At 64.4% G+C, this 24,273-nt stretch carries 21 protein-coding genes; 18 read left to right on the plus strand and 3 right to left on the minus strand.

Translation table 11 applies throughout. The annotated features are described in order from the left end of the window. Positions 1-356 precede the first annotated feature (356 nt). Positions 357-2,936 carry a [protein-PII] uridylyltransferase gene (locus tag ACREXZ_RS19470; protein ID WP_431765745.1) on the minus strand — a complete coding sequence of 860 codons (2,580 nt, stop codon included), beginning with the start codon at positions 2,934-2,936 and terminating at the stop codon, positions 357-359. A 27-nt stretch (positions 2,937-2,963) separates the two neighbouring features. Continuing rightward, positions 2,964-3,773, minus strand: coding sequence for a type I methionyl aminopeptidase (gene map, locus ACREXZ_RS19475; RefSeq protein WP_431765746.1), 810 nt, complete (start codon positions 3,771-3,773; stop codon positions 2,964-2,966). A 451-nt stretch (positions 3,774-4,224) separates the two neighbouring features. On the opposite strand from map, the gene rpsB reads away from it, so the two are divergent. The 16 genes from rpsB to ACREXZ_RS19555 all read left to right on the plus strand — a co-directional run bounded on the left by rpsB (position 4,225) and on the right by ACREXZ_RS19555 (position 20,142). Then, positions 4,225-4,977: a 30S ribosomal protein S2 gene (rpsB, locus tag ACREXZ_RS19480; RefSeq protein WP_431765747.1), complete on the plus strand. Its 753-nt coding sequence runs from the start codon at positions 4,225-4,227 to the stop codon at positions 4,975-4,977. Positions 4,978-5,149: 172 nt separating this feature from the next. Continuing rightward, complete coding sequence (tsf, locus tag ACREXZ_RS19485; RefSeq protein WP_431765748.1) at positions 5,150-6,031, plus strand: translation elongation factor Ts; 882 nt, start codon at positions 5,150-5,152, stop codon at positions 6,029-6,031. A 256-nt stretch (positions 6,032-6,287) separates the two neighbouring features. Further along, positions 6,288-7,001, plus strand: a complete 714-nt coding sequence (gene pyrH / locus ACREXZ_RS19490; protein ID WP_431765749.1) for a UMP kinase — start codon at positions 6,288-6,290, stop codon at positions 6,999-7,001. 98 nt (positions 7,002-7,099) lie between these two features. After that, a complete protein-coding gene (gene frr / locus ACREXZ_RS19495; RefSeq protein WP_431765750.1) occupies positions 7,100-7,660 on the plus strand; it encodes a ribosome recycling factor in 561 nt (186 codons plus the stop codon). Positions 7,661-7,723: 63 nt separating this feature from the next. Continuing rightward, positions 7,724-8,506 carry a polyprenyl diphosphate synthase gene (gene uppS / locus ACREXZ_RS19500; RefSeq protein ID WP_431765751.1) on the plus strand — a complete coding sequence of 261 codons (783 nt, stop codon included), beginning with the start codon at positions 7,724-7,726 and terminating at the stop codon, positions 8,504-8,506. Further along, entirely contained in the window at positions 8,500-9,321 is an 822-nt protein-coding gene (locus tag ACREXZ_RS19505; RefSeq protein WP_431765752.1) for a phosphatidate cytidylyltransferase, read from the plus strand. The genes uppS and ACREXZ_RS19505 overlap by 7 nt, the downstream gene beginning before the upstream one ends. A gap of 23 nt (positions 9,322-9,344) precedes the next feature. Further along, complete coding sequence (locus ACREXZ_RS19510) at positions 9,345-10,550, plus strand: 1-deoxy-D-xylulose-5-phosphate reductoisomerase (RefSeq protein ID WP_431765753.1); 1,206 nt, start codon at positions 9,345-9,347, stop codon at positions 10,548-10,550. A 7-nt stretch (positions 10,551-10,557) separates the two neighbouring features. Continuing rightward, entirely contained in the window at positions 10,558-11,955 is a 1,398-nt protein-coding gene (gene rseP, locus ACREXZ_RS19515; protein ID WP_431765754.1) for an RIP metalloprotease RseP, read from the plus strand. Positions 11,956-12,022: 67 nt separating this feature from the next. Next, complete coding sequence (gene bamA, locus ACREXZ_RS19520) at positions 12,023-14,326, plus strand: outer membrane protein assembly factor BamA (protein WP_431765755.1); 2,304 nt, start codon at positions 12,023-12,025, stop codon at positions 14,324-14,326. A gap of 41 nt (positions 14,327-14,367) precedes the next feature. Beyond that, positions 14,368-14,901: an OmpH family outer membrane protein gene (locus tag ACREXZ_RS19525; protein WP_431765771.1), complete on the plus strand. Its 534-nt coding sequence runs from the start codon at positions 14,368-14,370 to the stop codon at positions 14,899-14,901. A 30-nt stretch (positions 14,902-14,931) separates the two neighbouring features. After that, on the plus strand, positions 14,932-16,011 hold the full coding sequence (gene lpxD, locus ACREXZ_RS19530; protein WP_431765756.1) for a UDP-3-O-(3-hydroxymyristoyl)glucosamine N-acyltransferase: 1,080 nt from the start codon (positions 14,932-14,934) through the stop codon (positions 16,009-16,011). 109 nt (positions 16,012-16,120) lie between these two features. Next, positions 16,121-16,588: a 3-hydroxyacyl-ACP dehydratase FabZ gene (gene fabZ / locus ACREXZ_RS19535; RefSeq protein ID WP_431765757.1), complete on the plus strand. Its 468-nt coding sequence runs from the start codon at positions 16,121-16,123 to the stop codon at positions 16,586-16,588. A gap of 85 nt (positions 16,589-16,673) precedes the next feature. Beyond that, on the plus strand, positions 16,674-17,462 hold the full coding sequence (lpxA, locus tag ACREXZ_RS19540) for an acyl-ACP--UDP-N-acetylglucosamine O-acyltransferase (RefSeq protein ID WP_431765758.1): 789 nt from the start codon (positions 16,674-16,676) through the stop codon (positions 17,460-17,462). Between the two features lie 3 nt (positions 17,463-17,465). Beyond that, positions 17,466-18,635, plus strand: a complete 1,170-nt coding sequence (gene lpxB / locus ACREXZ_RS19545; RefSeq protein WP_431765759.1) for a lipid-A-disaccharide synthase — start codon at positions 17,466-17,468, stop codon at positions 18,633-18,635. Continuing rightward, a complete protein-coding gene (gene rnhB / locus ACREXZ_RS19550) occupies positions 18,632-19,339 on the plus strand; it encodes a ribonuclease HII (protein WP_431765760.1) in 708 nt (235 codons plus the stop codon). The genes lpxB and rnhB overlap by 4 nt, the downstream gene beginning before the upstream one ends. Before the next feature lie 20 nt (positions 19,340-19,359). Next, entirely contained in the window at positions 19,360-20,142 is a 783-nt protein-coding gene (locus ACREXZ_RS19555) for a TrmH family RNA methyltransferase (RefSeq protein ID WP_431765761.1), read from the plus strand. 7 nt (positions 20,143-20,149) lie between these two features. On the opposite strand, the gene ppsR is transcribed toward ACREXZ_RS19555, so the two are convergent. After that, positions 20,150-20,965, minus strand: a complete 816-nt coding sequence (gene ppsR / locus ACREXZ_RS19560; protein WP_431765762.1) for a posphoenolpyruvate synthetase regulatory kinase/phosphorylase PpsR — start codon at positions 20,963-20,965, stop codon at positions 20,150-20,152. A 542-nt stretch (positions 20,966-21,507) separates the two neighbouring features. On the opposite strand from ppsR, the gene ppsA reads away from it, so the two are divergent. Next, entirely contained in the window at positions 21,508-23,925 is a 2,418-nt protein-coding gene (ppsA, locus tag ACREXZ_RS19565; RefSeq protein ID WP_431765763.1) for a phosphoenolpyruvate synthase, read from the plus strand. Between the two features lie 114 nt (positions 23,926-24,039). Continuing rightward, a partial coding sequence (locus ACREXZ_RS19570; protein ID WP_431765764.1) for an NfeD family protein occupies positions 24,040-24,273 on the plus strand: 234 nt, incomplete at its 3' end.

Below are 24,273 nucleotides of genomic sequence, written 5' to 3' on the forward strand. Positions count from 1 at the left end.
CGTCGCGTGGCGGTTCGCTCCGCTGCGCTACCGCCTGCCGGCGAGCGCTCGCGACGAACGTCGTCGCCACCCGCACGGGTGAACCCACTTGATGGGCGTTTGCCTGCTCCCGCCGCGCCAGTACGCGGGGCACCGCTTTTCGCCGGGCCGCCTTTATCCGCCGACGCCCTCGTGGGCGCAGCCTTCTTCGCAAAGGCACCTTTCGCGGAGCCCGCTCTCGGCGCGCCCTCGTTTGCGGACTTGCCCGGCGCGGGCCGCGTCGGCTTGCGTGCCGACGCGCTGCCGAAACGCACGGGAGCGCGTTCCGGCGTAGCCGGCCGCGGATGCTTCGCTGTCAATTTGACTCGCATGGAATCTCACACTGCGATCGCGCGCAGCAGTTCGGTTTCGACCTGGATTTGCAGGCGGTTGTCCGAGAGGCCGTATCCGTGCAGCAGGAAAACGTCCTCGACGCGTTCGCCGAGCGTATTGATCCGCGCCGCGTGGACGCCGACCTGATGCTCGGCCAGCACGCGCGCGATCGAATACAAAAGGCCTGGCCGGTCGTTCGCCGACACGGACAGGATGTAGTACTGGCCGCGCTCGTCGGCCCGCAGGTCGACGCGCGGCGTAACGGGAAACGTGCGCGAGAGCCGCGACAGGCGACCCTTCGACGGTTCCGGCAACAATGTGCCGCCGGCTGTCAGCCGGGCGGCGAGTTCCTGTTCGACGAGGTTCGCGATGTCGCGGTAATGCACGTCGCGCTCGGTGTGCGCGACGATGAAGTTGTCGAGCGCATAGCCGTGCCTCGTCGTGCTGACGCGCGCGTCGAGTACCGACAGCCCGTTGCGGTCGAAATACGCGCAGATGCCGGCGAACAGGTCGGGGCGATCCTGCACGTAGACGAGCACCTGCAGCGCCTCGCCGATCGGCGACGGCCGTGCGCGGACGATCGGCGTCGGCGTATCGACGTAGCGGTGCAGCACGCGCGTCTGCCACGCGATGTCGGCGGCGTCGTGACGCAGAAAGTAGCCGACGTCGAGCTTGTCCCACAGCTCGCGATGCGCATTCTCCGGCACGGTCTCGAGCCGCAGCAGCGCGAGCGCGTCTTCCTGACGCGTCTTGAGTTCCGAATGCGCATCGGGGCGCGCGCCGCCGAGTACCGTGAGCGTCATGCGATACAGGTCTTCGAGCAGCTTGCCTTTCCACGTGTTCCAGACCTTCGGGCTGGTGCCGCGGATGTCGGCAACGGTCAGCAGATACAGCGTCGTCAGTCGGCGTTCGCTGCCCACCAGTTCCGCGAAGCGCTTGATGACTTCCGGATCGCTCGTGTCCTGCTTCTGCGCGACCTGACTCATCGTCAGATGGTGTTCGACGAGCCACACGACGAGCGCTGTATCTTCCGCGTCGATGCCGTGCTCGCGACAGAAGCGGCGCGCGTCGGCCATGCCGAGCGTCGAGTGATCGCCGCCGCGGCCCTTCGCGATGTCGTGGAACAGCGCGGCTACGTAGAGCACCCACGGCCGCTCGAGGTTGGCGATCAGCTGGCTGCAGAACGGATACTCGTGCGCATGCTCGGCGATCGCGAAGCGGCGCAGGTTGCGCAGCACCATCAGGATGTGCTGGTCGACCGTGTACACGTGATAGAGGTCGTGCTGCATCTGCCCGACGATGCGCCGGAAGTTCAGCAGGTAGCGGCCAAGTACGCTCGTCTGGTTCATCAGCCGCAGCGCATGCGTGATGCCCTCCGGCTGCTGCAGGATTTCCAGGAACTGCCGGCGGTTCACCGGGTCCTGGCGCCAGTTCTGATCCATCACGTCGCGTGCGTTGTAGAGCGCGCGCAGCGTACGCGCCGACAGCCCTTTGACGCCGACGATTTTCTCGTACAGCAGGAACGCTTCGAGGATCGCGTGCGGTTCGCGTTCGAACACGTCGTCGCTCGCGATTTCGAGCATTCCCTGCTTCTCGACGAAGCGGTCCGACAGTACGCGCGTGATCCCGCTGGTGTTCGGAAACAGTTGCGCCTCGATGTTCTGGATCAGGATCGTCGCGAGCTGCGTGACGGCTTTCGCGGCCCAGTAGTAGCGGCGCATCAGCTGTTCGCTCGCGCGCTTCGCGGTGGTCGGTTGATAGCCGAAGCTTTCCGCGACGGCGTTCTGCAGATCGAACACGAGGATGTCCTGGCGGCGTCCGGCGATCACGTGCAGCCGTGCGCGCAGCGTCTTCAGGAACGCTTCGTTGCGGCGCAGTCCGTGCGCTTCGCGGCCGGTGATCAGGCCGCGCGCGTCGAGCTCGCGCCAGCTGCTGCCGAAGCCGGCGGCCTGTGTGACCCAGAGGATCAGCTGCAGGTCGCGCAGACCACCCGGACTTTCCTTGACGTTCGGCTCGAGCGAGTACGGGGTGTCCTGGAATTTGGCGTGGCGTTGGCGCATCTCCAGCACCTTCGCCTGGAAGAACGCGCGTGGATCGAGCGCTTCGCGGTAACGTCGCGCGAAGCCGTCGGCGAGCGTGGTGCTGCCGACGATGCGGCGGGCCTCGAGCAGCGAGGTCTGCACGGTGACGTCGTTGGCGGCTTCCTCGAGACATTGCTCGACCGTGCGCACGCTGCTGCCGAGTTCGAGCCCGAGATCCCACGCGAGGCCGATGAAGCGTTCGAGACGCACTTCGAGCTGCTGGTTCGGACCGTCGGGCAGCAGCACGAGGATGTCGATGTCGGAATAGGGGGCAAGCTCGCCACGGCCATAGCCGCCGACGGCCAGCAGCGCTAGCGACGACGGTAGTCCGCACGCGGCCCAGGCGCCGCGCAGCGCGGTGTCCGTGAGACGCGCGAGCGAGCGCATCAGCGTATCGACGTTGCCGGCGGTCCTGAAGCGCTCGAGCAGCGCGGCCTTGGCCGTTTTGTAGTCCGCCTTGAGCGACGTCGCACTGAAAAGAGGAACGATCGGGACGCTACTCATAAGCACGCGGCGGACGGGGCGAAAGCGTCACGCCGTCGCGGCGACGAGCGCCGGCCGGGCGGGCGTGCCGGTCGAAACCGTCAGCACGTCGTGACCGGTTTCCGTCACGAGAATCGTGTGCTCCCATTGCGCGGACAGGCTGCGGTCCTTCGTTTTCACGGTCCACTGGTCGGGCATCGTGCGAATATCGCGGCGGCCGGCGTTGATCATCGGCTCGATCGTGAAGATCATGCCCGCCTGCAGTTCGAGCCCGGTGCCGGGGCGGCCGTAATGGAGGATCTGCGGGTCGTCGTGGAACACCGTGCCGATGCCGTGGCCACAGTATTCGCGCACGACGCTGTAGCCCTGCGCTTCCGCATAACGCTGGATCGCATGGCCGATGTCGCCGAGATGCGCGCCGGGGCGCACCTGTTCGATGCCGAGCCACATGCATTCGAACGTGGTCTGCACGAGGCGCTTCGCGAGAATCGATCCTTCGCCGACGATGAACATGCGGCTCGTGTCGCCAAAGTAACCGTTCTTGATCACGGTGATGTCGATATTCAGCGCATCACCGTTCTTTAGCGTCTTGTCGCCGGGAATGCCGTGGCAGATCACGTCGTTGACGGAAATGCAGGTGGCTTTCGGATACGGCGGATAGCCGGGCGGCTGGTAGTTGAGCGGCGCCGGTACCGTGCCCTGGTCGTTCAGCATGTATTCGTGACACAGGCGGTCGAGCTCGGCGGTCGTGACGCCCGCCTTGACGAATGGCGTGATGTAGTCGAGCACCTCGCTCGCGAGGCGGCAGGCGACGCGCATCTGCGCGATATCGTGTTCGTTTTTGAGCGTAATGGCCATGGGAGTGCCTGAAATGCGGTCTATCCTGCGAATTATCGCACCATATCGAGGGTACCGCTGGCTTTTGAGACGCTCCGGACGATCCCTGGGCGACGGCAGCCGGGGCGTGCCGCCGGATAATCCGGGCGATTGGGCGGGTTGAGTGGGCCGATAGTCCCGTGCTATAATCGAAGGCTAAGTCGCTCCCTGTTTTCAAGGTTTGCCGTGTCCGGGGTTTTCCCCGGGCGACACGCCAGCCAGCAAGGGCGCGACGGATACGGTTCACGCGGTGGGCGCTTCCTGCGCCGCACGGGCCGGAGAGTCTGGGCGTTGTCCGGGCTCTCGAAAAAATACAGGTGGCGCAATCGCAAGCCGGCGCACCCAGGGTGTCCGCGGCGTCGAGCCTTCGAAAGCGAAGGCCGCGCGGCAGATACGGCAGCCGGTTTAAGACCCAACCCTCGCGGAGATTTACATGGCAGTCACCATGCGTCAAATGCTGGAAGCCGGTGTCCACTTTGGCCACCAGACGCGCTTCTGGAACCCCAAGATGGCCCCGTTCATTTTCGGCCATCGCAACAAGATTCACATCATCAACCTCGAAAAGACGCTGCCGATGTACAACGACGCGCTGAAGTACGTGCGTCAACTGGCAGCGAACCGCGGCACGATCCTGTTTGTCGGCACGAAGCGTCAATCGCGCGACACGATGGCCGAAGAGGCGCTGCGCGCCGGTATGCCGTTCGTCAACGCGCGCTGGCTCGGCGGCATGCTGACCAACTTCAAGACGCTGAAGGTGTCGATCAAGCGCCTGAAGGACATGGAAGCCGCAGTTGAGGCCGGCGAAACCGAACGCATGAGCAAGAAGGAAGCGCTGCTGTTCGAACGCGAAATGGTCAAGCTGCAGAAGTCGATCGGCGGCGTGAAGGACATGGGCGGTATTCCGGACGCGATCTTCGTGGTCGACGTCGGCTATCACAAGATTGCCGTCACCGAAGCGAACAAGCTCGGCGTGCCGGTCATCGCAGTGGTCGATACGAACCACTCGCCGGAAGGCATCGACTACGTGATCCCGGGTAACGACGACGCCAGCAAGGCTGTCGCGCTGTACACGGCAGGCGTGGCCGACGCGATCCTCGAAGGCCGTGCGAACGCGGTCAACGAAGTGGTCCAGGCCGCACGCGGCGACGACGGCGACGAGTTCGTCGAGGTCAACGCGGAAGCGTAAGCGACCCCGCGACCGGCAAAAAAGGGGGCTTTCTACAGGCCCCCTTTTTTTAAGTCGTGTCGTTTGAGCGCAGTAGCCAGCGGTGCAGAAAAAACGTGCCGCGTGGAAACGAATTCTTGCCGTCGGCATCGAATGCGGACGGCGTGTGAAAGACAGACTCAAGGAGCAGACGATGGCGGCAATTACCGCAAGCATGGTGGCAGAACTGCGCGCGAAGACCGACGCGCCCATGATGGAATGCAAGAAGGCGCTGACGGAAGCCGACGGCGACATGGCGCGCGCCGAAGAGCTGCTGCGCGTGAAGCTCGGCAACAAGGCCAGCAAGGCCGCGTCGCGCGTCACGGCCGAAGGCGTGATCGCGTCGTTCATCGGCGGCAACGCGGGTGCGATCGTCGAATTGAATTGCGAAACCGACTTCGTTTCGAAGAACGACGACTTCCTCGCGTTCACGAAGACCGTTGCGGAACTGATCGCGAAGCAGAACCCGGCTGACGTCGCCGCGCTGGCGGCACTGCCGCTCGACGGCCAGACCGTCGACGCCGTGCGTCTCGCGCTCGTCGGCAAGATCGGCGAAAACCTGTCGATCCGCCGCTTCGTGCGTTTCGAAACGTCGAACCAGCTGGCCGCGTATCTGCACGGCACGCGCATCGGCGTGCTGGTCGAGTACACGGGCGCGGACGAGCAGGTCGGCAAGGACGTCGCGATGCACATCGCCGCGATGAAGCCGGTCTCGCTGTCGGCTGACGAAGTACCGGCCGATCTCATCGCGAAGGAACGCAGCATTGCCGAGCAGAAGGCAGCCGAATCGGGCAAGCCGGCTGAAATCGTCGCGAAGATGGTCGACGGCAGCGTCCAGAAGTATCTGAAGGAAGTGTCGCTGCTGAACCAGCCGTTCGTGAAGAACGACAAGCAGACCATTGAACAGATGCTGAAGGCCGCGTCGACGTCGGTGCAGAAGTTCGCGCTGTTCGTGGTTGGCGAGGGCATCGAGAAGCGTCAGGACGACTTCGCCGCCGAAGTCGCCGCGCAAGTGGCTGCTGCAAAGCAACAATAAGCGTTGGAGCGCAGGAGTCTCGGCTCCGCACCGCGTCACGCGATCCACGTCGTACCGTTGTAGTTGTACCCGCGGCGGGGCAAGAGCCTGCCGCGGTCGGCAGCGCCGCAAGGCCGGCCGCGGGCTCGATCCCCGCGACACGGCCGCCCGGATGGGCCTCAGGGCCCATCAATTTGGCGGCGCTTGCCCGAACCAGCCTTTCACCCCTACATTAGTTCCTTGTTGTTGCCCTGTTCCGCGCGATCTGGATACCTCTATGCCCACTGCCTACAAACGCGTTCTCCTCAAACTTTCCGGTGAAGCTCTGATGGGCGACGATGCTTTCGGCATCAATCGCGCAACGATCGAAGGCATGGTGGCGGACGTGGCCGAGGTGGTAGGACTGGGCACGCAGCTCGCCGTCGTGATCGGCGGCGGCAACATCTTCCGCGGCGTCGCGGGCGGCGCGGCCGGTATGGACCGCGCAACGGCCGACTACATGGGGATGCTCGCCACGATGATGAACGCGCTCGCGCTGCAGGACGCGATGCGTCACGCGGGTATCGAGGCACGCGTGCAGTCCGCGCTGCGGATGGATCAGGTGGTCGAGCCGTACATCCGGCCGCGCGCGATCCGTCAGCTCGAGGAAGGCAAGGTCGTGATCTTCGCGGCCGGTACGGGCAACCCGTTCTTCACGACCGATACCGCCGCCGCGCTGCGCGGTTCGGAAATCGGCGCGGAAGTCGTGCTGAAGGCGACCAAGGTGGACGGCGTCTATTCGGCCGACCCGAAGAAAGACCCGACCGCGACACGCTACACGACGATCAGCTTCGACGAGGCGATCGGCCGCAACCTGCAGGTGATGGATGCCACCGCGTTCGCGCTGTGCCGCGACCAGAAGCTGCCGATCCGCGTGTTCTCGATCGTCAAGGCGGGCGCGCTCAAACGTATCGTAATGGGCGAGGACGAAGGGACGCTTGTCCACGTGTAAACTCGCTGTCAGAAAATTTGGGTTAGAACGCGGGCAAGCGCCGCCGCTTTATGCGTGCAGGCGGGCCCGCACTGTTTTGAAGGTCCGGAGGTTCAAACATGTCTGTAGCTGACGTCAAGAAGGGCGCCGAGCAGAAGATGCAGCGCTCGATCGATGCATTCAAGAACGATCTGTCGAAGATCCGCACGGGCCGTGCGCATACCGGTCTGCTGGATCACATCCAGGTCGACTATTACGGCTCGCCGGTACCGATCTCGCAGGTTGCGAACCTGACGCTCGTCGACGCGCGCACGATCGGCGTGCAGCCGTGGGAAAAGAAGATGGTGCAGGTGGTCGAGAAGGCGATCCGCGAATCGGATCTGGGTTTGAACCCGGCCACCGCCGGCGACCAGATCCGCGTGCCGATGCCCGCGCTTACCGAAGAGCGCCGCCGCGAACTGGCGAAGGTCGTCAAGAGCGAAGGCGAAACGGCCAAGGTCGCTGTGCGCAACCTGCGCCGCGACGCAAACGAGCAACTGAAGAAGCTCGTGAAGGACAAGGAAATTTCCGAAGACGACGAGCGTCGCGCGGTCGACGACGTGCAGAAGCTGACGGACAAGTTCGTCAGCGAGATCGACAAGCTCGTGCAGTCGAAAGAAGCCGAGATCATGACGGTGTGATGCCCTGGGCATCGCACCTTCAAGGTCCTCACTTCTTCATTTGCAGCCACTGTCCCGACGGCCATGACCTATACCAGCTCAACCGTGCACGTGCCTGACGTCGCATCGGTGCCGCGACATATCGCGATCATCATGGACGGCAACGGCCGTTGGGCGACGCAGCGCCGGCTGCCGCGCGTGGCGGGCCATACGCGCGGCGTCGATGCGGTACGCGCGACCGTCGAGGCGTGCGCGCGGCAGGGCGTCGAATACCTGACGCTGTTCGCGTTCAGCTCGGAGAACTGGCGCCGCCCGAACGACGAAGTGTCGTTCCTGATGCGCCTCTTCGTCACCGCGCTCGAGCGCGAGGTGGGCAAACTGCACGCGAACGGCATCCGGTTGCGCGTGGTCGGCGACCTCTCAATGTTCGACCGGCGCATCCAGGACCTGATTCGCCGCGCGGAAACGAAGACCGCGCGCAACACCCGTCTCACGCTGACCATCGCCGCGAACTACGGCGGCCGCTGGGACATCATGCAGGCCGCGCGCAAGCTCGCCGAACAGTCGGCGAGCGCGGGTGAAGTCGTGGACGTCAACGAGGAATCGTTCGCCGAACATCTGGCGATGGCCTATGCGCCGGAGCCCGACCTCTTCATCCGCACCGGCGGCGAGCAGCGCGTCAGCAACTTCCTGCTGTGGCAGCTCGCGTACACCGAGTTCTATTTCACCGACACCTTCTGGCCGGATTTCGATGCCGACGCGCTCGGTCGCGCAATCGCGTCCTATACCGAGCGCGAGCGCCGTTTCGGCCGCACGAGCGCTCAACTCGAGCCGCAATCGCAAAACGCCGATTCGCTTCCATGCTAAAGACCCGTGTCATCACGGCGGTCGTCCTGCTGGCGATTTTCCTGCCGGTCACGCTGTTCGCGCCGGTCGGCGCATTCGGCGCGCTGATCGCGTTCGTCCTCGTATTCGCTGCGTGGGAATGGGCGCGCCTGCTGAAACTCGGCGGCGCGGGCCCCATCGTCTACGCGTTCGTCGCGGCGGTCGCACTGGTGGCGAGCACGCGGCTCGGCACCGGCGTACAGCTGCCGCGGCCGCTCTTCCAGGCCGCCGCCGTTTTCTGGGTGCTGGCTGGGCCGTTCGTGCTGCTGCGCAAGCCGGTGCTCGCGGAGGGCGCATGGCGCCCGTTCCTGTTCGTGGCCGGCATCGTCATGTTCGTCGCGTGCTGGCATGCGCTCGTCGCGGCGCGGATGGCCGGCGTGGCGTTCGTTCTGTCCCTGTTGCTTGTGGTCTGGCTCGCCGACATTGGCGCATACTTCGCGGGAAAGGCGTTCGGCCGCCACAAGCTGGCGCCCGCGATCAGTCCCGGCAAGACCTGGGAGGGCGCGTTCGGCGGCTGGCTCGCGGTGATGATCGTCGCCGGTATCGCGGTGGCCGCACACGCGTTCGATCCGACGCTGTACTCTGCGCTTTACGCGCAGATGGGCGGCGTGCGGATGCTGGTCGCGCTGACGGTGCTGGTTGCGTTCAGCGTGGTCGGCGACCTGTTCGAATCGATGTTGAAACGGCAGGCCGGTGTGAAGGATTCCAGCGGCCTGCTGCCGGGACACGGCGGCGTACTCGATCGCATCGATGCGTTGCTGCCCGTGCTGCCGCTCGCAATGCTGCTGCTTGGCTAGGCCGCTCGGCTAGAGAAAGAGATATGCAAAAACGGTTAACACTGCTCGGTTCCACGGGCTCGATTGGAGACAGCACGCTCGACGTCGTCGCGCGTCATCCCGAGCGCTTTTCGATCTACGCGCTGACTGCGCACCGCAACGGCGACAAGCTCGTCGAGCAGTGCCTGCGCTTTGCGCCCGAAGTCGCCGTGGTCGGCGATGCTGCAACGGCCGCACAGGTCGCCGCGAAGCTGCGTGCAGCGGGTAGCCGGACCGAAGTGACGCACGGCGCGCAGGCGCTCGTCGACGTCTCGGAGAGTGCGCAGTGCGACACGGTCGTCGCGGCGATCGTCGGTGCAGCGGGCCTCGCGCCGACGCTGGCCGCCGCGCGCGCCGGCAAGCGCATCCTGCTCGCGAACAAGGAAGCGCTGGTGATGTCCGGCGCGATCTTCATGGACGCGGTGCGCGACCACGGCGCGATCCTGCTGCCGGTCGACAGCGAACACAACGCGATTTTCCAGTGCCTGCCGCGCGAAGCGGCGCAGCACGGCGGCGTGTCGAAGATCATCCTGACCGCGTCGGGCGGCCCGTTCCGCACCCGCGAACCGTCCACTCTTGTCGACGTCACGCCCGATGAAGCGTGCAAGCATCCGAACTGGGTGATGGGCCGCAAGATCTCGGTCGATTCCGCAACGATGATGAACAAGGGCCTCGAGGTGATCGAGGCACACTGGCTGTTCGCGTTGCCGGGCGAACGGATCGACGTGCTGATCCATCCGCAGAGCGTGATCCATTCGCTGGTGTCGTACGCGGACGGTTCGGTGCTCGCGCAACTCGGCAACCCCGACATGCGCACGCCGATCGCGCATGCGCTCGCGTTTCCCGATCGCGTCGATTCGGGCGTCGCGCAACTCGACCTCATCGAGGTCGCGTCGCTGTCATTCGAAAAACCCGATTACGCGCGCTTCCCGTGCCTCGCGCTCGCGATGAAAGCGCTAGCCGAAGGCGGCGTCGCGAGTGCTGCGCTGAATGCGGCCAACGAAGTCGCCGTCGAAGCGTTCCTCGAGCGCCGGATCGGCTTCATGGCGATCGCGCAGGTGGTCGACGCGGTGCTGAACGCACTGCCGAACCGCAGTGCCGCGAGCCTCGACGATGTGCTCGACGCCGACGCGGCCGCGCGCCGCGCCGCGACCGGCATCATTGCCGGGCTGCCCGTCGGCGCGCATCGCACGGAACGCGCCGTCCAGTGAGGCGACGATGAATCTGTTGATCGAAATCCTGGCGTTCGTGGTCGCGATCGGCGTGCTGGTCGTCGTTCACGAGTTCGGCCATTACAGCGTCGCGCGTCTGTGCGGCGTGAAGGTGCTGCGCTTCTCGATCGGCTTCGGGCGTCCGCTCGTCCGCTGGGTGAGCCGCAAGACCGGCACCGAATGGACGATCGCGGCGCTGCCGCTCGGCGGCTATGTGAAGATGCTCGACGAGCGCGAAGAGGGCACGCCGATTCCTGTCGACGAATTACCGCAGGCGTTCAACCGGCAGTCGGTCGGCAAGCGGATCGCGATTGTTGCGGCCGGGCCGGTCGCCAATTTCATTCTCGCCATCGTGCTGTTCGCACTGGTGTTCGCGACCGGCGTGACCGAGCCGTCGGCGATCGTCGCGGCGCCGCCGGCGAATACGCCAGCCGCGCTCGCGGGCTTCGACGGCGGCGAGACCGTGGTCTCCGTGCGCGATGCGGACACGGCGGACGGCGACCGTGCGGAGGCGGTGCGCTCGTGGTCCGATCTGCGCTGGAAGCTGCTCGGCGCTGCGTTCGATCATCGACGTGTGATCCTCAGCGCGAAGGACGCGCACGGCACGTTTGATTTCCCCGTCGATCTGCGCAACGTATCCGACAAGGACGTCGACGACGATTTCATGTCACGCCTCGGTTTCGAACCGGGCGGCGGCACGCTGTCGGTCGCGGGCGTGCTGGCGGGTAGCGCGGCACAGAAGGCCGGACTGCTGACGGGCGACCGGGTGCGCGCGGTCGAAGGCCGGCCCGTCGACAACGCCACGGCGTTCATCGCAACGATCAAGTCGCATGCGGGCCGCGCCGTTACGTTGCAAGTCGAGCGGGGCGCCCAGGGCCGCACGCCCGGTACGCTCCAGAACATCGTGATCGTTCCGGTCGCGCAGCGCGACGATACGACCGGCCGCGATGTCGGTCGCATCGGTGCGGAGCTGGCCACCCAGGTGCCGTCGCTCGAAGTCCGCTACGGTCCGGTCGAGAGCATCGAACTCGGCGCGCGCCGCACGTGGGACCTGAGCGTGTACTCGCTGCGGATGTTCGGGCGGATGATCGTCGGTGAGGCATCGCTGAAGAATCTGTCCGGCCCGGTGACGATCGCCGATTACGCGGGCAAGAGTGCCCGCCTCGGTCCATCTGCGTTTTTATCGTTCCTCGCGCTCGTCAGTATCAGCCTCGGAGTGCTTAACCTGTTACCAATTCCGGTATTGGACGGGGGGCATCTGTTATATTATTTGGTTGAAGCTATAACCGGCAAAGCTGTATCCGATCGCTGGCAGCTGGTTCTGCAGAGAGCGGGACTCGCCTGCATCGTCGCATTGTCGGCGATCGCGCTTTTCAACGATCTGGCTCGTTTAATCCATTTTTAAAGTGTCCGGCGGCGTTCACGATGACGACCGCCTGACCTGATGCAGCTATACACACTGGGGAAGCACGTTGTTTAAACCTCATCGCTTTGTACCGAAGACGGTTGTAGCCGCGGCATTCGCCGCGCATGGGCTGGTGGCTCACGCGACGACACCATTCGTGGTGCAGGACATCCGGATCGAAGGGTTGCAACGCGTCGAACCGGGTACCGTGTTCTCCTACCTGCCGATCAAGCAAGGCGATACGTTCGACGACGACAAGGCCTCCGAGGCGATCCGCGCGCTGTACGCGACGGGCTTCTTCAACGACGTCAAGATCGCGACCGAAGGCAACGTCGTGATCGTCCAGGTGCTCGAGCGTCCGGCCATCGGCACGATCGATTTCTCCGGCATTCACGAGTTCGACAAGGACAACCTCACGAAGGCGCTGCGCGCAGTGGGGCTGTCGCAAGGTCGTTACTACGACAAGGCGCTTGTCGACAAGGCCGAGCAGGAACTGAAGCGTCAGTACCTCACGCGCGGCTACTACGCGGCCGAGGTCACGACCACCGTCACGCCGATCGACCGCAATCGTGTGGGTTTGCTGTTCTCGGTGGTCGAAGGTCCGAGCGCGAAGATCCGCCAGATCAACTTCATCGGCAACAAGGCGTTCAGTACGAGCACGCTGCGCGACGAAATGCAGCTGTCCACGCCGAACTGGTTCTCGTGGTACACGAAGAACGATCTGTACGCGAAAGAGAAGCTCACCGGCGACCTCGAAAACGTCCGCTCGTACTACCTGAATCGCGGCTACCTCGAGTTCAGCTTCGAGTCGACCCAGGTGTCGATCTCGCCGGATAAAAAGGACATGTACCTGACGGTGACGCTGCATGAAGGCGAGCCGTATACGATTTCAAGCATCAAGCTGGGCGGCAATCTGCTCGATCGCGAAGCCGAACTGAGCAAGCTCGTCAAGATCAAGCCGGGCGACCGCTTCTCGGCGGAAAAACTGCAGGCCGCGACGAAGGCGATCGTCGACAAGCTCGGCGAATACGGCTACGCGTTTGCGACCGTGAACGCGGTGCCGCAGATCGATCAGGAACATCACAAGGTCGACCTGACACTTCAGATCGATCCGAGCCGCCGCGTGTACGTGCGGCGCATCAACGTGGTGGGCAACACGCGGACGCGCGACGAAGTCGTGCGCCGCGAAATGCGCCAGCTCGAAAGCTCGTGGTTCGATTCGAACCGCCTCGCACTGTCGAAAGACCGGATCAACCGCCTCGGCTATTTCACCGACGTCGACGTGACGACGGTGCCGGTCGAAGGCACGCCCGACCAGGTCGACGTCGACGTGAAGGTCACCGAAAAGCCGACGGGTGCGATCACGCTCGGCGCCGGTTTCTCGTCGACGGACAAGGTCGTGCTGTCGGCGGGCGTATCGCAGGACAACGTGTTCGGTTCGGGCACGAGCCTGTCGGTCAACGTGAACACGGCGAAGACATACCGGACGCTGACGGTCACGCAGGTCGATCCGTACTTCACGGTCGACGGCATCAAGCGCATCACCGACGTCTATTACCGCACGTACCAGCCGTTGTACTACTCGACCAATTCGAGCTTCCGCATCGTCACGGTGGGCGGCGACCTGAAGTTCGGCATTCCGTTCTCGGAAGTCGACACCGTGTTCTTCGGCGCGGGCTTCGAGCAGAACACGCTCGACATCGACAGCGCGACGCCGCAAAGCTACAAGGATTACGTGAGCGAGTTCGGCCGCGTGTCGAACAACGTGCCGCTCACCGTGGGCTGGTCGCGCGACGCGCGCGACAGCGCACTCGTGCCGAGCCGCGGCTACTTCACGCAGGCCAACGCCGAGTACGGTACGCCGGCTGGCGGCACCCAGTATTACAAGGCGGACGTCCAGGCGCAGTACTATTACTCGTTTGCGCGCGGCTTCGTGCTCGGGCTGAACTTCCAGGGCGGCTACGGTAATGGCCTCAGCGGCAAGCCGTACCCGATCTTCAAGAACTACTACGCGGGCGGCATCGGATCGGTGCGTGGCTATGAGCCGAGCTCGCTGGGTCCGCGTGACAAGACGACGAACGACCCGATCGGCGGCAACGAGATGGTCGTGGGCAACATCGAACTGACGTTCCCGCTGCCGGGCACCGGCTACGACCGCACGCTGCGTGTGTTCACGTTCCTCGACGCCGGTAACGTCTGGGGTTCGGAAGGCAACAGCACCGGCGCGAATGGCCTGCGGTACGGCTACGGTGTCGGTCTCGCGTGGATCTCGCCGATCGGACCGTTGAAGCTGAGCCTTGGCTTCCCGCTGCAGAAGCACACGGGTGACCAGTATCAGAAATTCCAGTTCCAGATCGGGACGGCATTCTGAGCGAGCGCACCGGGACCCCCTACAGTATCGAGAGGATGACTTTGCAAACCGGTATGTTTTCGAAACGTGTGGCGTGTGCATGGGCGCTGGCCCTGACGATGACCCTCGGGTTCGGGGTTGCGCATGCGCAGGAGGCGAAGATCGCCGCGGTCAATTCGGACCGCATCCTGCGCGAATCCTTGCCGGCGAAGGCGGCGCAGACCAAGCTCGAAGCCGAGTTCGCGAAGCGCGACAAGGATCTTCAGGACATGGCGGCGAAGCTGAAGACGATGTCCGACGCGCTCGACAAGAACGGGGCATCGATGTCGGCGAACGATCGCGCACAGAAGCAGCGCGACCTGTCGCAGCTCGATACCGACTTCCAGCGCAAGCAGCGCGAATTCCGCGAGGACCTGAACCAGCGGCGCAACGAAGAACTCGCCGCCGTGCTCGACCGCGCAAACAAGGTGATCAAGCAGATCGCCGAGCAGCAGCATTACGATCTGATCGTGCAGGAGGCGGTGTACGTCAGTCCGCGCATCGACATCACCGACCAGGTGCTGAAGGCGCTTGCGGCATCGAGCACCACGAACTGATCCGCCCAGCAAAGCAGGAGCAGCACACGCATGGCATTTACGCTCGAGGACATCGTTCGGCAGTTCGGCGGTGAAGTAGTCGGTGACGCGTCGCATCGGGTCGGCAGTCTCGCGCCGCTCGATCAGGCGGGCCCGGACCAGCTGGCGTTCCTCGCCAACCCGAAGTATCTGTCGCAGGTCGAGAGCACCCGCGCGGGTGCGGTGCTGATCGCCGCTGACGATCTCGCGAAGCTCGAGTCTCGTGACGGCCGCAACTTCATCGTCACGCCGAACCCGTACGCTTACTTCGCGCGAATCGCGCAGACCTTCATCGATCTCGCGGCACCGAAGGTGACGCCGGGCATTCATGCGAGCGCGACTGTCGATCCGTCGGCGAAAATTGCGGCGAGCGCGGTGATCGGTCCGCACGCAACGGTCGAGGCGGGCGCCGAAATCGGCGAGCATGTGCGGCTCGACGCGAACGTATTCATCGGGCGCGGCACGCGCATCGGCGCGAATTCGCATCTGTACCCGAACGTGTCCGTCTATCACGGCTGCACGCTCGCCGAGCGCGTGATCGTGCACGCGGGCGCGGTGATCGGCTCGGACGGTTTTGGCTTCGCACCCGATTTCACCGGTGAAGGCGACGCGCGCACCGGCAGCTGGGTCAAGATTCCGCAAGTGGGCGGCGTGTCGATTGCCGACGATGTCGAGATCGGCGCGAACACGACGATCGACCGCGGCGCGATGGCCGACACCGTGATCGAGACCTGCGTGAAGATCGACAACCTCGTGCAGATCGGTCACAACTGCAAGGTCGGCGCCTATACGGTGATCGCGGGCTGCGCGGGCATCGCGGGCAGCACGACGATCGGCCGGCATTGCATGATCGGCGGCGCGGTGGGCATTGCTGGCCACGTGACACTCGCCGATTACGTGATCGTCACGGCGAAGTCGGGCGTGTCGAAGTCGCTGTTGAAGCCCGGCATGTACACGAGCGCGTTCCCAGCCGTCGATCACGCGGACTGGAACCGCAGCGCCGCGCTGATGCGCAATCTCGACAAGCTGCGCGACCGTATCAAGGCACTCGAAGCGACCGCTGTGCCAGGCGACGCCAAGGGCAACGCGTAAAACGCATGCCGCCGCGGGAACCGGAGACCGGCGGCATGTGCGATCAACCCATTATCCGCATCAGCATTTGCCGTCATCGTCGCGCCTTTCAAGCGTGAGCAGAAACACCATGAGCACCGAAAAAATCAACCTCGACATTCACAAGATTCTCACGCTGCTGCCGCATCGCTACCCGATCCTGCTGGTGGACCGGGTGCTTGAACTCGAGCCGCACAAGCGCATCAAAGCGCTGAAGAACGTGACGATCAACGAACCGTATTTCACGGGGCACTTTCCGAAGCGCCCGGTGATGCCCGGCGTGCTGATTCTCGAAGCGCTGGCCCAGACGGCCGCGCTTCTGACGTTTTCGGACGAGCCGCACGATCCGGGCAGCACGCTGTATCTGTTCGTCGGCATCGACAACGCGCGTTTCAAGCGGGTCGTCGAACCGGGCGACCAGCTGATCCTGACTGCGACGTTCGAACGGCACATGCGCGGCATCTGGAAGTTCAAGGCGCGCGCCGAAGTGGACGGGGCGGTCGCGGCGGAAGCCGATCTGATGTGCGCGGTCCGCCAGACGGATACCGACGCCGAGTAATCCGTCGTCCGGCAGCGGGCCGCGAGGTCCGCGTCGCCAGCGGCCTGCCGCCGCGGGACGACACCACGGAAAGTAGCGAGGACGCATGAGCAGGATTCATCCCACGGCGATCGTCGAGCCGGGCGCCCAGGTCGACGAAACGGTCGAAATCGGACCCTACGCGATCGTCGGCGCGCACGTGACGATCGGCGCACGCACGACGATCGGCTCGCATAGCGTGATCGAAGGGCACACGACGATCGGCGAAGACAACCGCATCGGCCATTACGCGTCGGTCGGCGGCCGTCCGCAGGACATGAAGTACAAGGACGAGCCGACCCGGCTCGAGATCGGCAACCGCAACATGATCCGCGAGTTCACGACGATCCACACCGGCACGGTGCAGGACGCGGGTGTCACGACGCTCGGCGACGACAACTGGATCATGGCGTACGTGCACATCGGGCACGACTGCCAGGTGGGCAGCAACGTGATCCTGTCGAGCAACGCGCAGATGGCGGGCCACGTGCTGATCGGCGATTTCGCGATCGTGGGCGGCATGTCGGGCGTGCATCAGTACGTGCGGATCGGCGCGCATTCGATGCTCGGCGGCGCGTCGGCGCTCGTGCAGGACATCCCGCCGTTCGTGATCGCCGCCGGCAACAAGGCGGAGCCGCACGGCATCAACGTCGAAGGCCTGCGCCGCCGCGGTTTCTCGCCGGATGCGATCTCCGCGCTGCGTACGGCTTACCGGGTGTTGTACAAGAACGGCCTGTCGCTCGAAGAAGCGAAGGTCCAGTTGCGCGAACTCGCGTCGGCGGGCGGTGACGGCGATGCACCGGTCAAATCGCTGGCCGATTTCGTCGACGCGTCGCAACGCGGCATCATCCGCTAGCCGATGACGCTACAACCCAGTCCGTTGCGGCTCGCGATGGTGACCGGTGAACCGTCCGGCGACCTGCTCGCGGCATCGCTGCTCGACGGGCTGAAGGCTCGCCTGCCCGAGGGCACGCGGTACTACGGGATCGGCGGGCCGCGCATGACGTCGGCGGGCTTCGAAGCGCACTGGCCGATGGACCGGCTGACCGTGCGCGGCTACGTCGAAGCGCTGCGGCACATTCCCGACATCCTCGGCATCCGCAACGAACTGAAGCGCCAGCTGCTGGCCGAGCCGCCCGACGTCTTCATCGGCGTCGATGCACCCGATTTCAATTTCGGCCTCGAACATCCGCTGCGCGACGCGGGCATTCCGACCGTGCACTTCGTGTGCCCGTCGATCTGGGCATGGCGCGGCGGACGGATCAAGAAGATCGCCAAGGCTGTCGATCACATGCTGTGCGTGTTTCCGTTCGAAACCGCGCTGCTCGAAAAATCGGGAATTGCTGCGACCTACGTCGGCCATCCGCTCGCCGACGAGATTCCACTCGAACCCGACACAGCCGGCGCGCGCCGCACGCTGGGGCTGCCGGAAGGCGGTCCGGTGATCGCAGTGCTGCCAGGCAGCCGGCGCTCCGAGATCGCTCTGATCGGCCCGACGTTCTTTGACGCGATGGCGCTGATGCAGCAGCGTGAACCGGGTGTCCGGTTCGTGATGCCCGCCGCGACGCCGGCGCTGCGCGAACTGCTGCAACCGCTGATCGATGCGCATCCCGGCCTCGCGCTGACGGTCACCGACGGTCAGTCGCAGGTCGCGATGACTGCAGCCAACGCGATCCTCGTGAAGAGTGGCACCGTCACGCTCGAAGCCGCGCTGCTGAAGAAGCCGATGGTGATCTCGTACAAGGTGCCCTGGCTGACCGGCCAGATCATGCGCCGGCAGGGTTATCTGCCGTACGTCGGGCTGCCGAATATTCTCGCGGGCCGCTTCGTCGTGCCGGAAATCCTGCAGCACTTCGCGACCCCCGAGGCGCTCGCCGACGCGACCTTGACGCAGTTGCGCGACGATGCGAACCGGCGCACGCTGACGGAAATCTTCACGGAGATGCATCACGTGCTGAAGCAGAATACGGCGCAGCGTGCCGCGGAAGCGGTCGCCAGCGTGATCGGCACGCGCAGGGCGCCGCGATGAACGCGGCTCGCCGTCCGCGGGCAGCTTCGCAGAGCGGCCTCGATTTCGAGCAGCCCGGCGACATCGTCTGCGGTGTCGACGAAGCAGGGCGCGGGCCGCTTGCCGGCCCGGTCATGGCGGCCGCGGTGATCCTCGATCCGAAGCGCCCGATTCTCGGGCTCGACGATTCGAAAGTGCTGAGTGCGAAGAAGCGTGAGGCACTGTACGAGAAGATCGTCGACCGGTCGCTTGCGTATTGCGTCGCATCGGCGTCGGTCGAAGAAATCGACACACTCAACATCCTGCATGCGACGATGCTCGCGATGAAGCGCGCGGTCGAAGGTCTTTCGATCGTGCCGACACTCGCGAAGATCGACGGCAACCGCTGCCCCACACTGACCGTGCGGAGCGTTGCCATCGTCGGCGGTGACGCGCTCGTGCCGAGCATCTCGGCCGCATCGATCCTCGCGAAGGTCACGCGCGACCGGATGCTGCTCGAACTGCATCAGGTTTTCCCTCACTACGGCTTCAACGCGCACGCGGGCTACGGCACGCCGCAGCATCTCGCGGCGCTGCGCGAACATGGGCCGTGCGAGCATCATCGCCGGTCGTTCGCGCCGGTGCGGGAAGCGCATCTGCGGCTCGGCTTGCAGTCCCGGGTCGTGGCCGTGTCGCCTGGCGACACAACCGACGACGACGCGTTCGGCGAACGCGCCGCTTTCTGATCCCTCGTTTTGTGCAGCCTGTGAAAGCGATCACGTCGCGGGACAATCCGCTCTACAAACACCTGAAGGCACTGGCAGGTTCGACGCATCTGCAGCGTCGCAGCGGTCATGCGCTGCTCGAGGGTTTTCATCTCGCGAGTGCGTACCTCGACGCGGTCGGCCAGCCGGAGACCTGCGTCGTGACCGAAGGCGCGCTCGATCACGACGAAGCACGCGCGATCGTCGAGCGGATCGACGCATCGCACGTCGTCACGCTGCCGGATGCGCTGTTCGGCCAGCTGTCGACGGTCGTGAGCGGCGTGGGGATGCTGCTGCTCGTCGAACGGCCGGCAGCGCCGCTACCTGAACGTGTCTCGGGGACTTGCGTAGTGCTCGACGGTATTCAGGACGCGGGCAATGCGGGCTCGATCCTGCGCAGCGCGGCGGCCGCAGGTATTGCGCAAGTGTTCTGTGCGCCGGGTACGGTGTACGCGTGGTCGTCGAAGGTGCTGCGCGCCGGGATGGGCGCGCATTTCCTGCTGCAGATTCACGAGGACGTCGAGCCGGACGCGCTGCGCGAACGCCTCGCGGTGCCCGCGGCGATTACCGATTCGCACGGCGCCGAAGCGCTCTACGACTGCGATCTGAGCGGGCCGCTCGCGTGGGTGTTCGGCAACGAAGGGGCGGGCGTGTCGCCGTTCTGGCGCGAGGCCGCGACGCAGCGCGTGACCATTCCGCAACCGGGCGGCATGGAGTCGCTGAACGTCGCCGCGGCCGCCGCCGTCTGTCTGTTCGAACAGTGCCGGCAGCAGCGCAGGAGCTAGGACGCGCTTAGTACGCCGGCTTGTCGAGCTTGATTTCCTGCAGGATCGTCGTCGCGATTTCTTCGATCGACTTGTGCGTCGACGACAGCCACTTGACGTTCTCCCGCCTCATCATCGTTTCCGCCTCGTTGATCTCGTAGCGGCAATTCTCGATCGCTGCGTACTTGCTGCCCGGGCGGCGCTCGTTGCGGATCTCCGAGAGCCGCTGCGGATCGATCGACAGCCCGAACATCTTCTGCCGGTGCGCGAGCAGCGGCGTCGGCAGCTTGCCGCGCTCGAAGTCTTCGGGGATCAGCGGATAGTTTGCTGCCTTCACACCGTACTGCATCGCCAGATAGAGGCTCGTCGGCGTCTTCCCGCTGCGCGATACGCCCACCAGGATCACGTCCGCGTCGGCGAGATTGCGGTTCGACTGACCGTCGTCGTGAGCGAGCGAAAAGTTGATCGCCTCGATGCGGTTCTTGTATTCCTCGGTATCGGCGTTCTGGTGGCCGCGGCCCATCGCGTGGCTCGACTTCAGTTCCAGTTCCAGTTCGAGCGGCTCGACAAAAGTCTGGAACATATCGAGCACTAATGCATTCGAACCCTTGACGATCTGGTTCGACGCGCTGTCGACGAGCGTCGTGAACACGATAGGCCGGCGGCCTTCCACGTCGCGCGCTTCATTGATCTTTTCGAGTGTCGCGTAAGCCTTCTCGGTCGAATCGACGAAGGGCACGCGGACGAGGCGGAATTTCTGGTCGAACTGGGAGAGGATCGAATGCGCGAAGGTTTCGGCAGTGATCCCGGTTCCGTCGGAAACGATGAATACGGTGGGCGGCATCGAGTGGGGCTAAAACGGGAACATGAGCATGAGCGTGCTGATACGCAGCAGCATTGCCCGGCTGAAACAGCGCCGCGGATGCGCCGTCCGGCGGGCTGGCCGGAAAAGCGGTGGCGTCGCCGCGACGCGCCTTGGGTCGCGCAGGCGGGCGCCGGGTGCCGGCTGTGGCCTCGCAAGGCCCGACGGCGGTCCGGGTGCACGTTCGAGGCGCAATTCTCGTCCGACTGTCACATTTCCAGAGTCGGCACGGTAGAATAGCGGCAACCTGTTGGATAAGCAATTGCAGGCGAACCGACAGCCATATTCGGCTATCGCCTCGCTTTTTGATCGCAATTCGCGCAGTCTGCATTCAAAAGCGCCGAACGTTCCATTTCGTCGCCCGCACGATGCAGCTTGCGCTCCGGTGCTTCACGCGCCGGGCCATGTCCGCGACGCGATTGCTTCTCCAACAGGTTGTGCAAGGCGCGTCCACCGCTTCTTATAAGCGCACGCGTTCAAGCCCACTTGCGCAACCGAGAATTTTTTCACACTTAGGGGCTTGTATGACTAACGCAGCTAACGTCGCAAAGGATCAGGCGTATGTAATTCCGTTCGAGCAGTTGCGCATGACCGACGTCGAAGTCGTCGGGGGCAAGAACGCGTCCCTCGGCGAGATGATCAGCCAGCTTGCGCAAGCCGGCGTGCGCGTGCCGACAGGCTTCGCCACGACGGCGCTCGCGTTCCGCGAGTTCCTGCATCACAACACGCTCACCGAACGGATCGCGAAGCGTCTCGAAACGCTGGATGTCGACGATGTGAAGGCGCTTGCCGAAGCCGGCAAGGAGATCCGTCAATGGATCGTCGATGCGCCGATGCAGCCGCGTCTCCAGGAAGAGATTCGCGCCCAGTTCGAGACGCTCACGAAGAGTTCGCCCGAAGAGCTGTCGTTCGCGGTCCGCTCGTCGGCCACCGCGGAAGATCTGCCGGACGCTTCGTTTGCCGGTCAGCAGGAGAGCTACCTGAACGTCGTCGGTATCGACGACGTGCTCGACCGCATGAAGCACGTGTTCGCGTCGCTGTATAACGACCGGGCCATTTCCTATCGCGTCCACAAGGGCTTCACGCATGCCGAGGTCGCGCTGTCAGCGGGCGTACAGCGGATGGTTCGCTCGGACGTCGGTGCGGCGGGCGTGATGTTCACGCTCGACACCGAGTCGGGCTTCAAGGACGCGGTGTTCATTACGTCGAGCTACGGTCTCGGCGAAACCGTCGTCCAGGGCGCGGTGAATCCGGACGAGTTCTACGTCTTCAAGACCACGCTCGCGCAGGGCAAGTACCCGATCATCCGTCGCTCGATCGGCTCGAAGCTGATCAAGATGGAATTCACGAAGCCGGGCGAGCCGGGCCGCGTGAAGACCGTCGACGTCGCGCACGAACAGCGCAACCGCTTCTCGATCACCGACAACGACGTGATCGAACTCGCGAAGTACGCGGTCATCATCGAGCAGCATTACCAGCGTCCGATGGACATCGAGTGGGGCAAGGACGGCCGCGACGGCAAGATCTTTATCCTGCAGGCACGTCCTGAAACGGTGAAGAGCCAGGCGGCGGGCAAGGCCGAACAGCGCTTCAAGCTGAAAGGCCAGTCGCAGGTGATCGCCACCGGCCGCGCGATCGGCCAGAAGATCGGTGCGGGCCCGGTGCGCGTCATTCACGATCCGTCGGAGATGGAACGCGTGCAGCCGGGCGACGTGCTGGTCGCCGACATGACCGATCCGAACTGGGAGCCGGTGATGAAGCGCGCGGCCGCAATCGTCACGAATCGCGGCGGCCGTACCTGTCACGCGGCGATCATCGCACGCGAGCTGGGCGTGCCGGCGGTGGTCGGCTGTGGCGACGCGACCGACCTGCTGAAGGACGGCGCGCTCGTTACCGTGTCGTGCGCGGAAGGCGACGAAGGCCGGATCTACGACGGCCTGCTCGAAACCGAAGTGACCGAGGTGCAGCGCGGCGAACTGCCCGAGATCCCGGTGAAGATCATGATGAACGTGGGCAACCCGCAGCTTGCGTTCGATTTCTCGCAACTGCCGAACGCGGGCGTCGGTCTCGCGCGGCTCGAGTTCATCATCAACAACAACATCGGCGTGCACCCGAAGGCGATCCTCGAGTACCCGAACGTCGATCCGGATCTGAAGAAAGCGGTCGAGAGCGTCGCGCGCGGTCACGCATCGCCGCGCGCGTTCTACGTCGACAAGCTGACCGAAGGCATCGCGACGATCGCCGCGGCGTTCTATCCGAAGCCCGTCATCGTGCGTCTGTCGGACTTCAAGTCGAACGAGTACAAGAAGCTGATCGGCGGTTCGCGTTACGAGCCGGATGAAGAAAACCCGATGCTCGGTTTCCGTGGCGCGTCGCGCTACATCGCCGAAGATTTCGCTGAAGCGTTCCAGATGGAGTGCATCGCGCTGAAGAAGGTGCGCGAAGAGATGGGCCTCGACAACGTCGAGATCATGGTGCCGTTCGTGCGTACGCTGAAGCAGGCGGAACGCGTGGTTGGCCTGCTCGCGAAGTTCGGGCTCAAGCGCGGCGAGAAGGATCTGCGCCTGATCATGATGTGCGAAGTGCCGTCGAACGCGATCCTCGCCGAAGAATTCCTGCAGTTCTTCGACGGTTTCTCGATCGGTTCGAACGACCTCACGCAGCTCACGCTCGGCCTCGATCGCGACTCCGGCATGGAACTGCTCGCGGTCGATTTCGACGAGCGCGATCCGGCGGTGAAGTTCATGCTGAAACGCGCGATCGAAACCTGCCTGCGGCTGAACAAGTATGTCGGCATTTGCGGCCAGGGTCCGTCGGATCATCCGGACTTCGCGCAATGGCTGACCGACGAGGGCATCGCGTCGATCTCGCTGAATCCCGACACGATCATCGAGACGTGGCAGGCGCTGGCGAAGTCGGGCAAGCAGTCGGTGAAGCAATAAGCATGGTGGCGATCGCTGCGGCAACGCGCCCCAGGGATCATGGCTGTAAATACAAGTAAGGTTCGTGCTATAAACACCCCGGAGACCCGGGGTGTTTTGTTTTAGGAGACCGACGTGGCGACAGGCGCACTCTTGTGGTGGGGCGCAGCGGGCGTGTTGATCGTGCTGGAGCTGCTGACCGGCACGTTCTATCTGCTGATGATCGCGCTGGGAGTTATTGCTGGCGGGCTTGCACATTGGGCCGGCGCGCCGTCGCACGTGCAGTTTGGCTGCGCGGCGGCGGTCGCGGCAATCGCTGTGATCGTGCTGCGCCGCTCGCGTTTCGGCGGTCGACGCGCGGGCGTCGAC

It is taken from the genome of Paraburkholderia sp. (genome assembly GCF_050742655.1).
Taxonomy (GTDB): domain Bacteria; phylum Pseudomonadota; class Gammaproteobacteria; order Burkholderiales; family Burkholderiaceae; genus Paraburkholderia.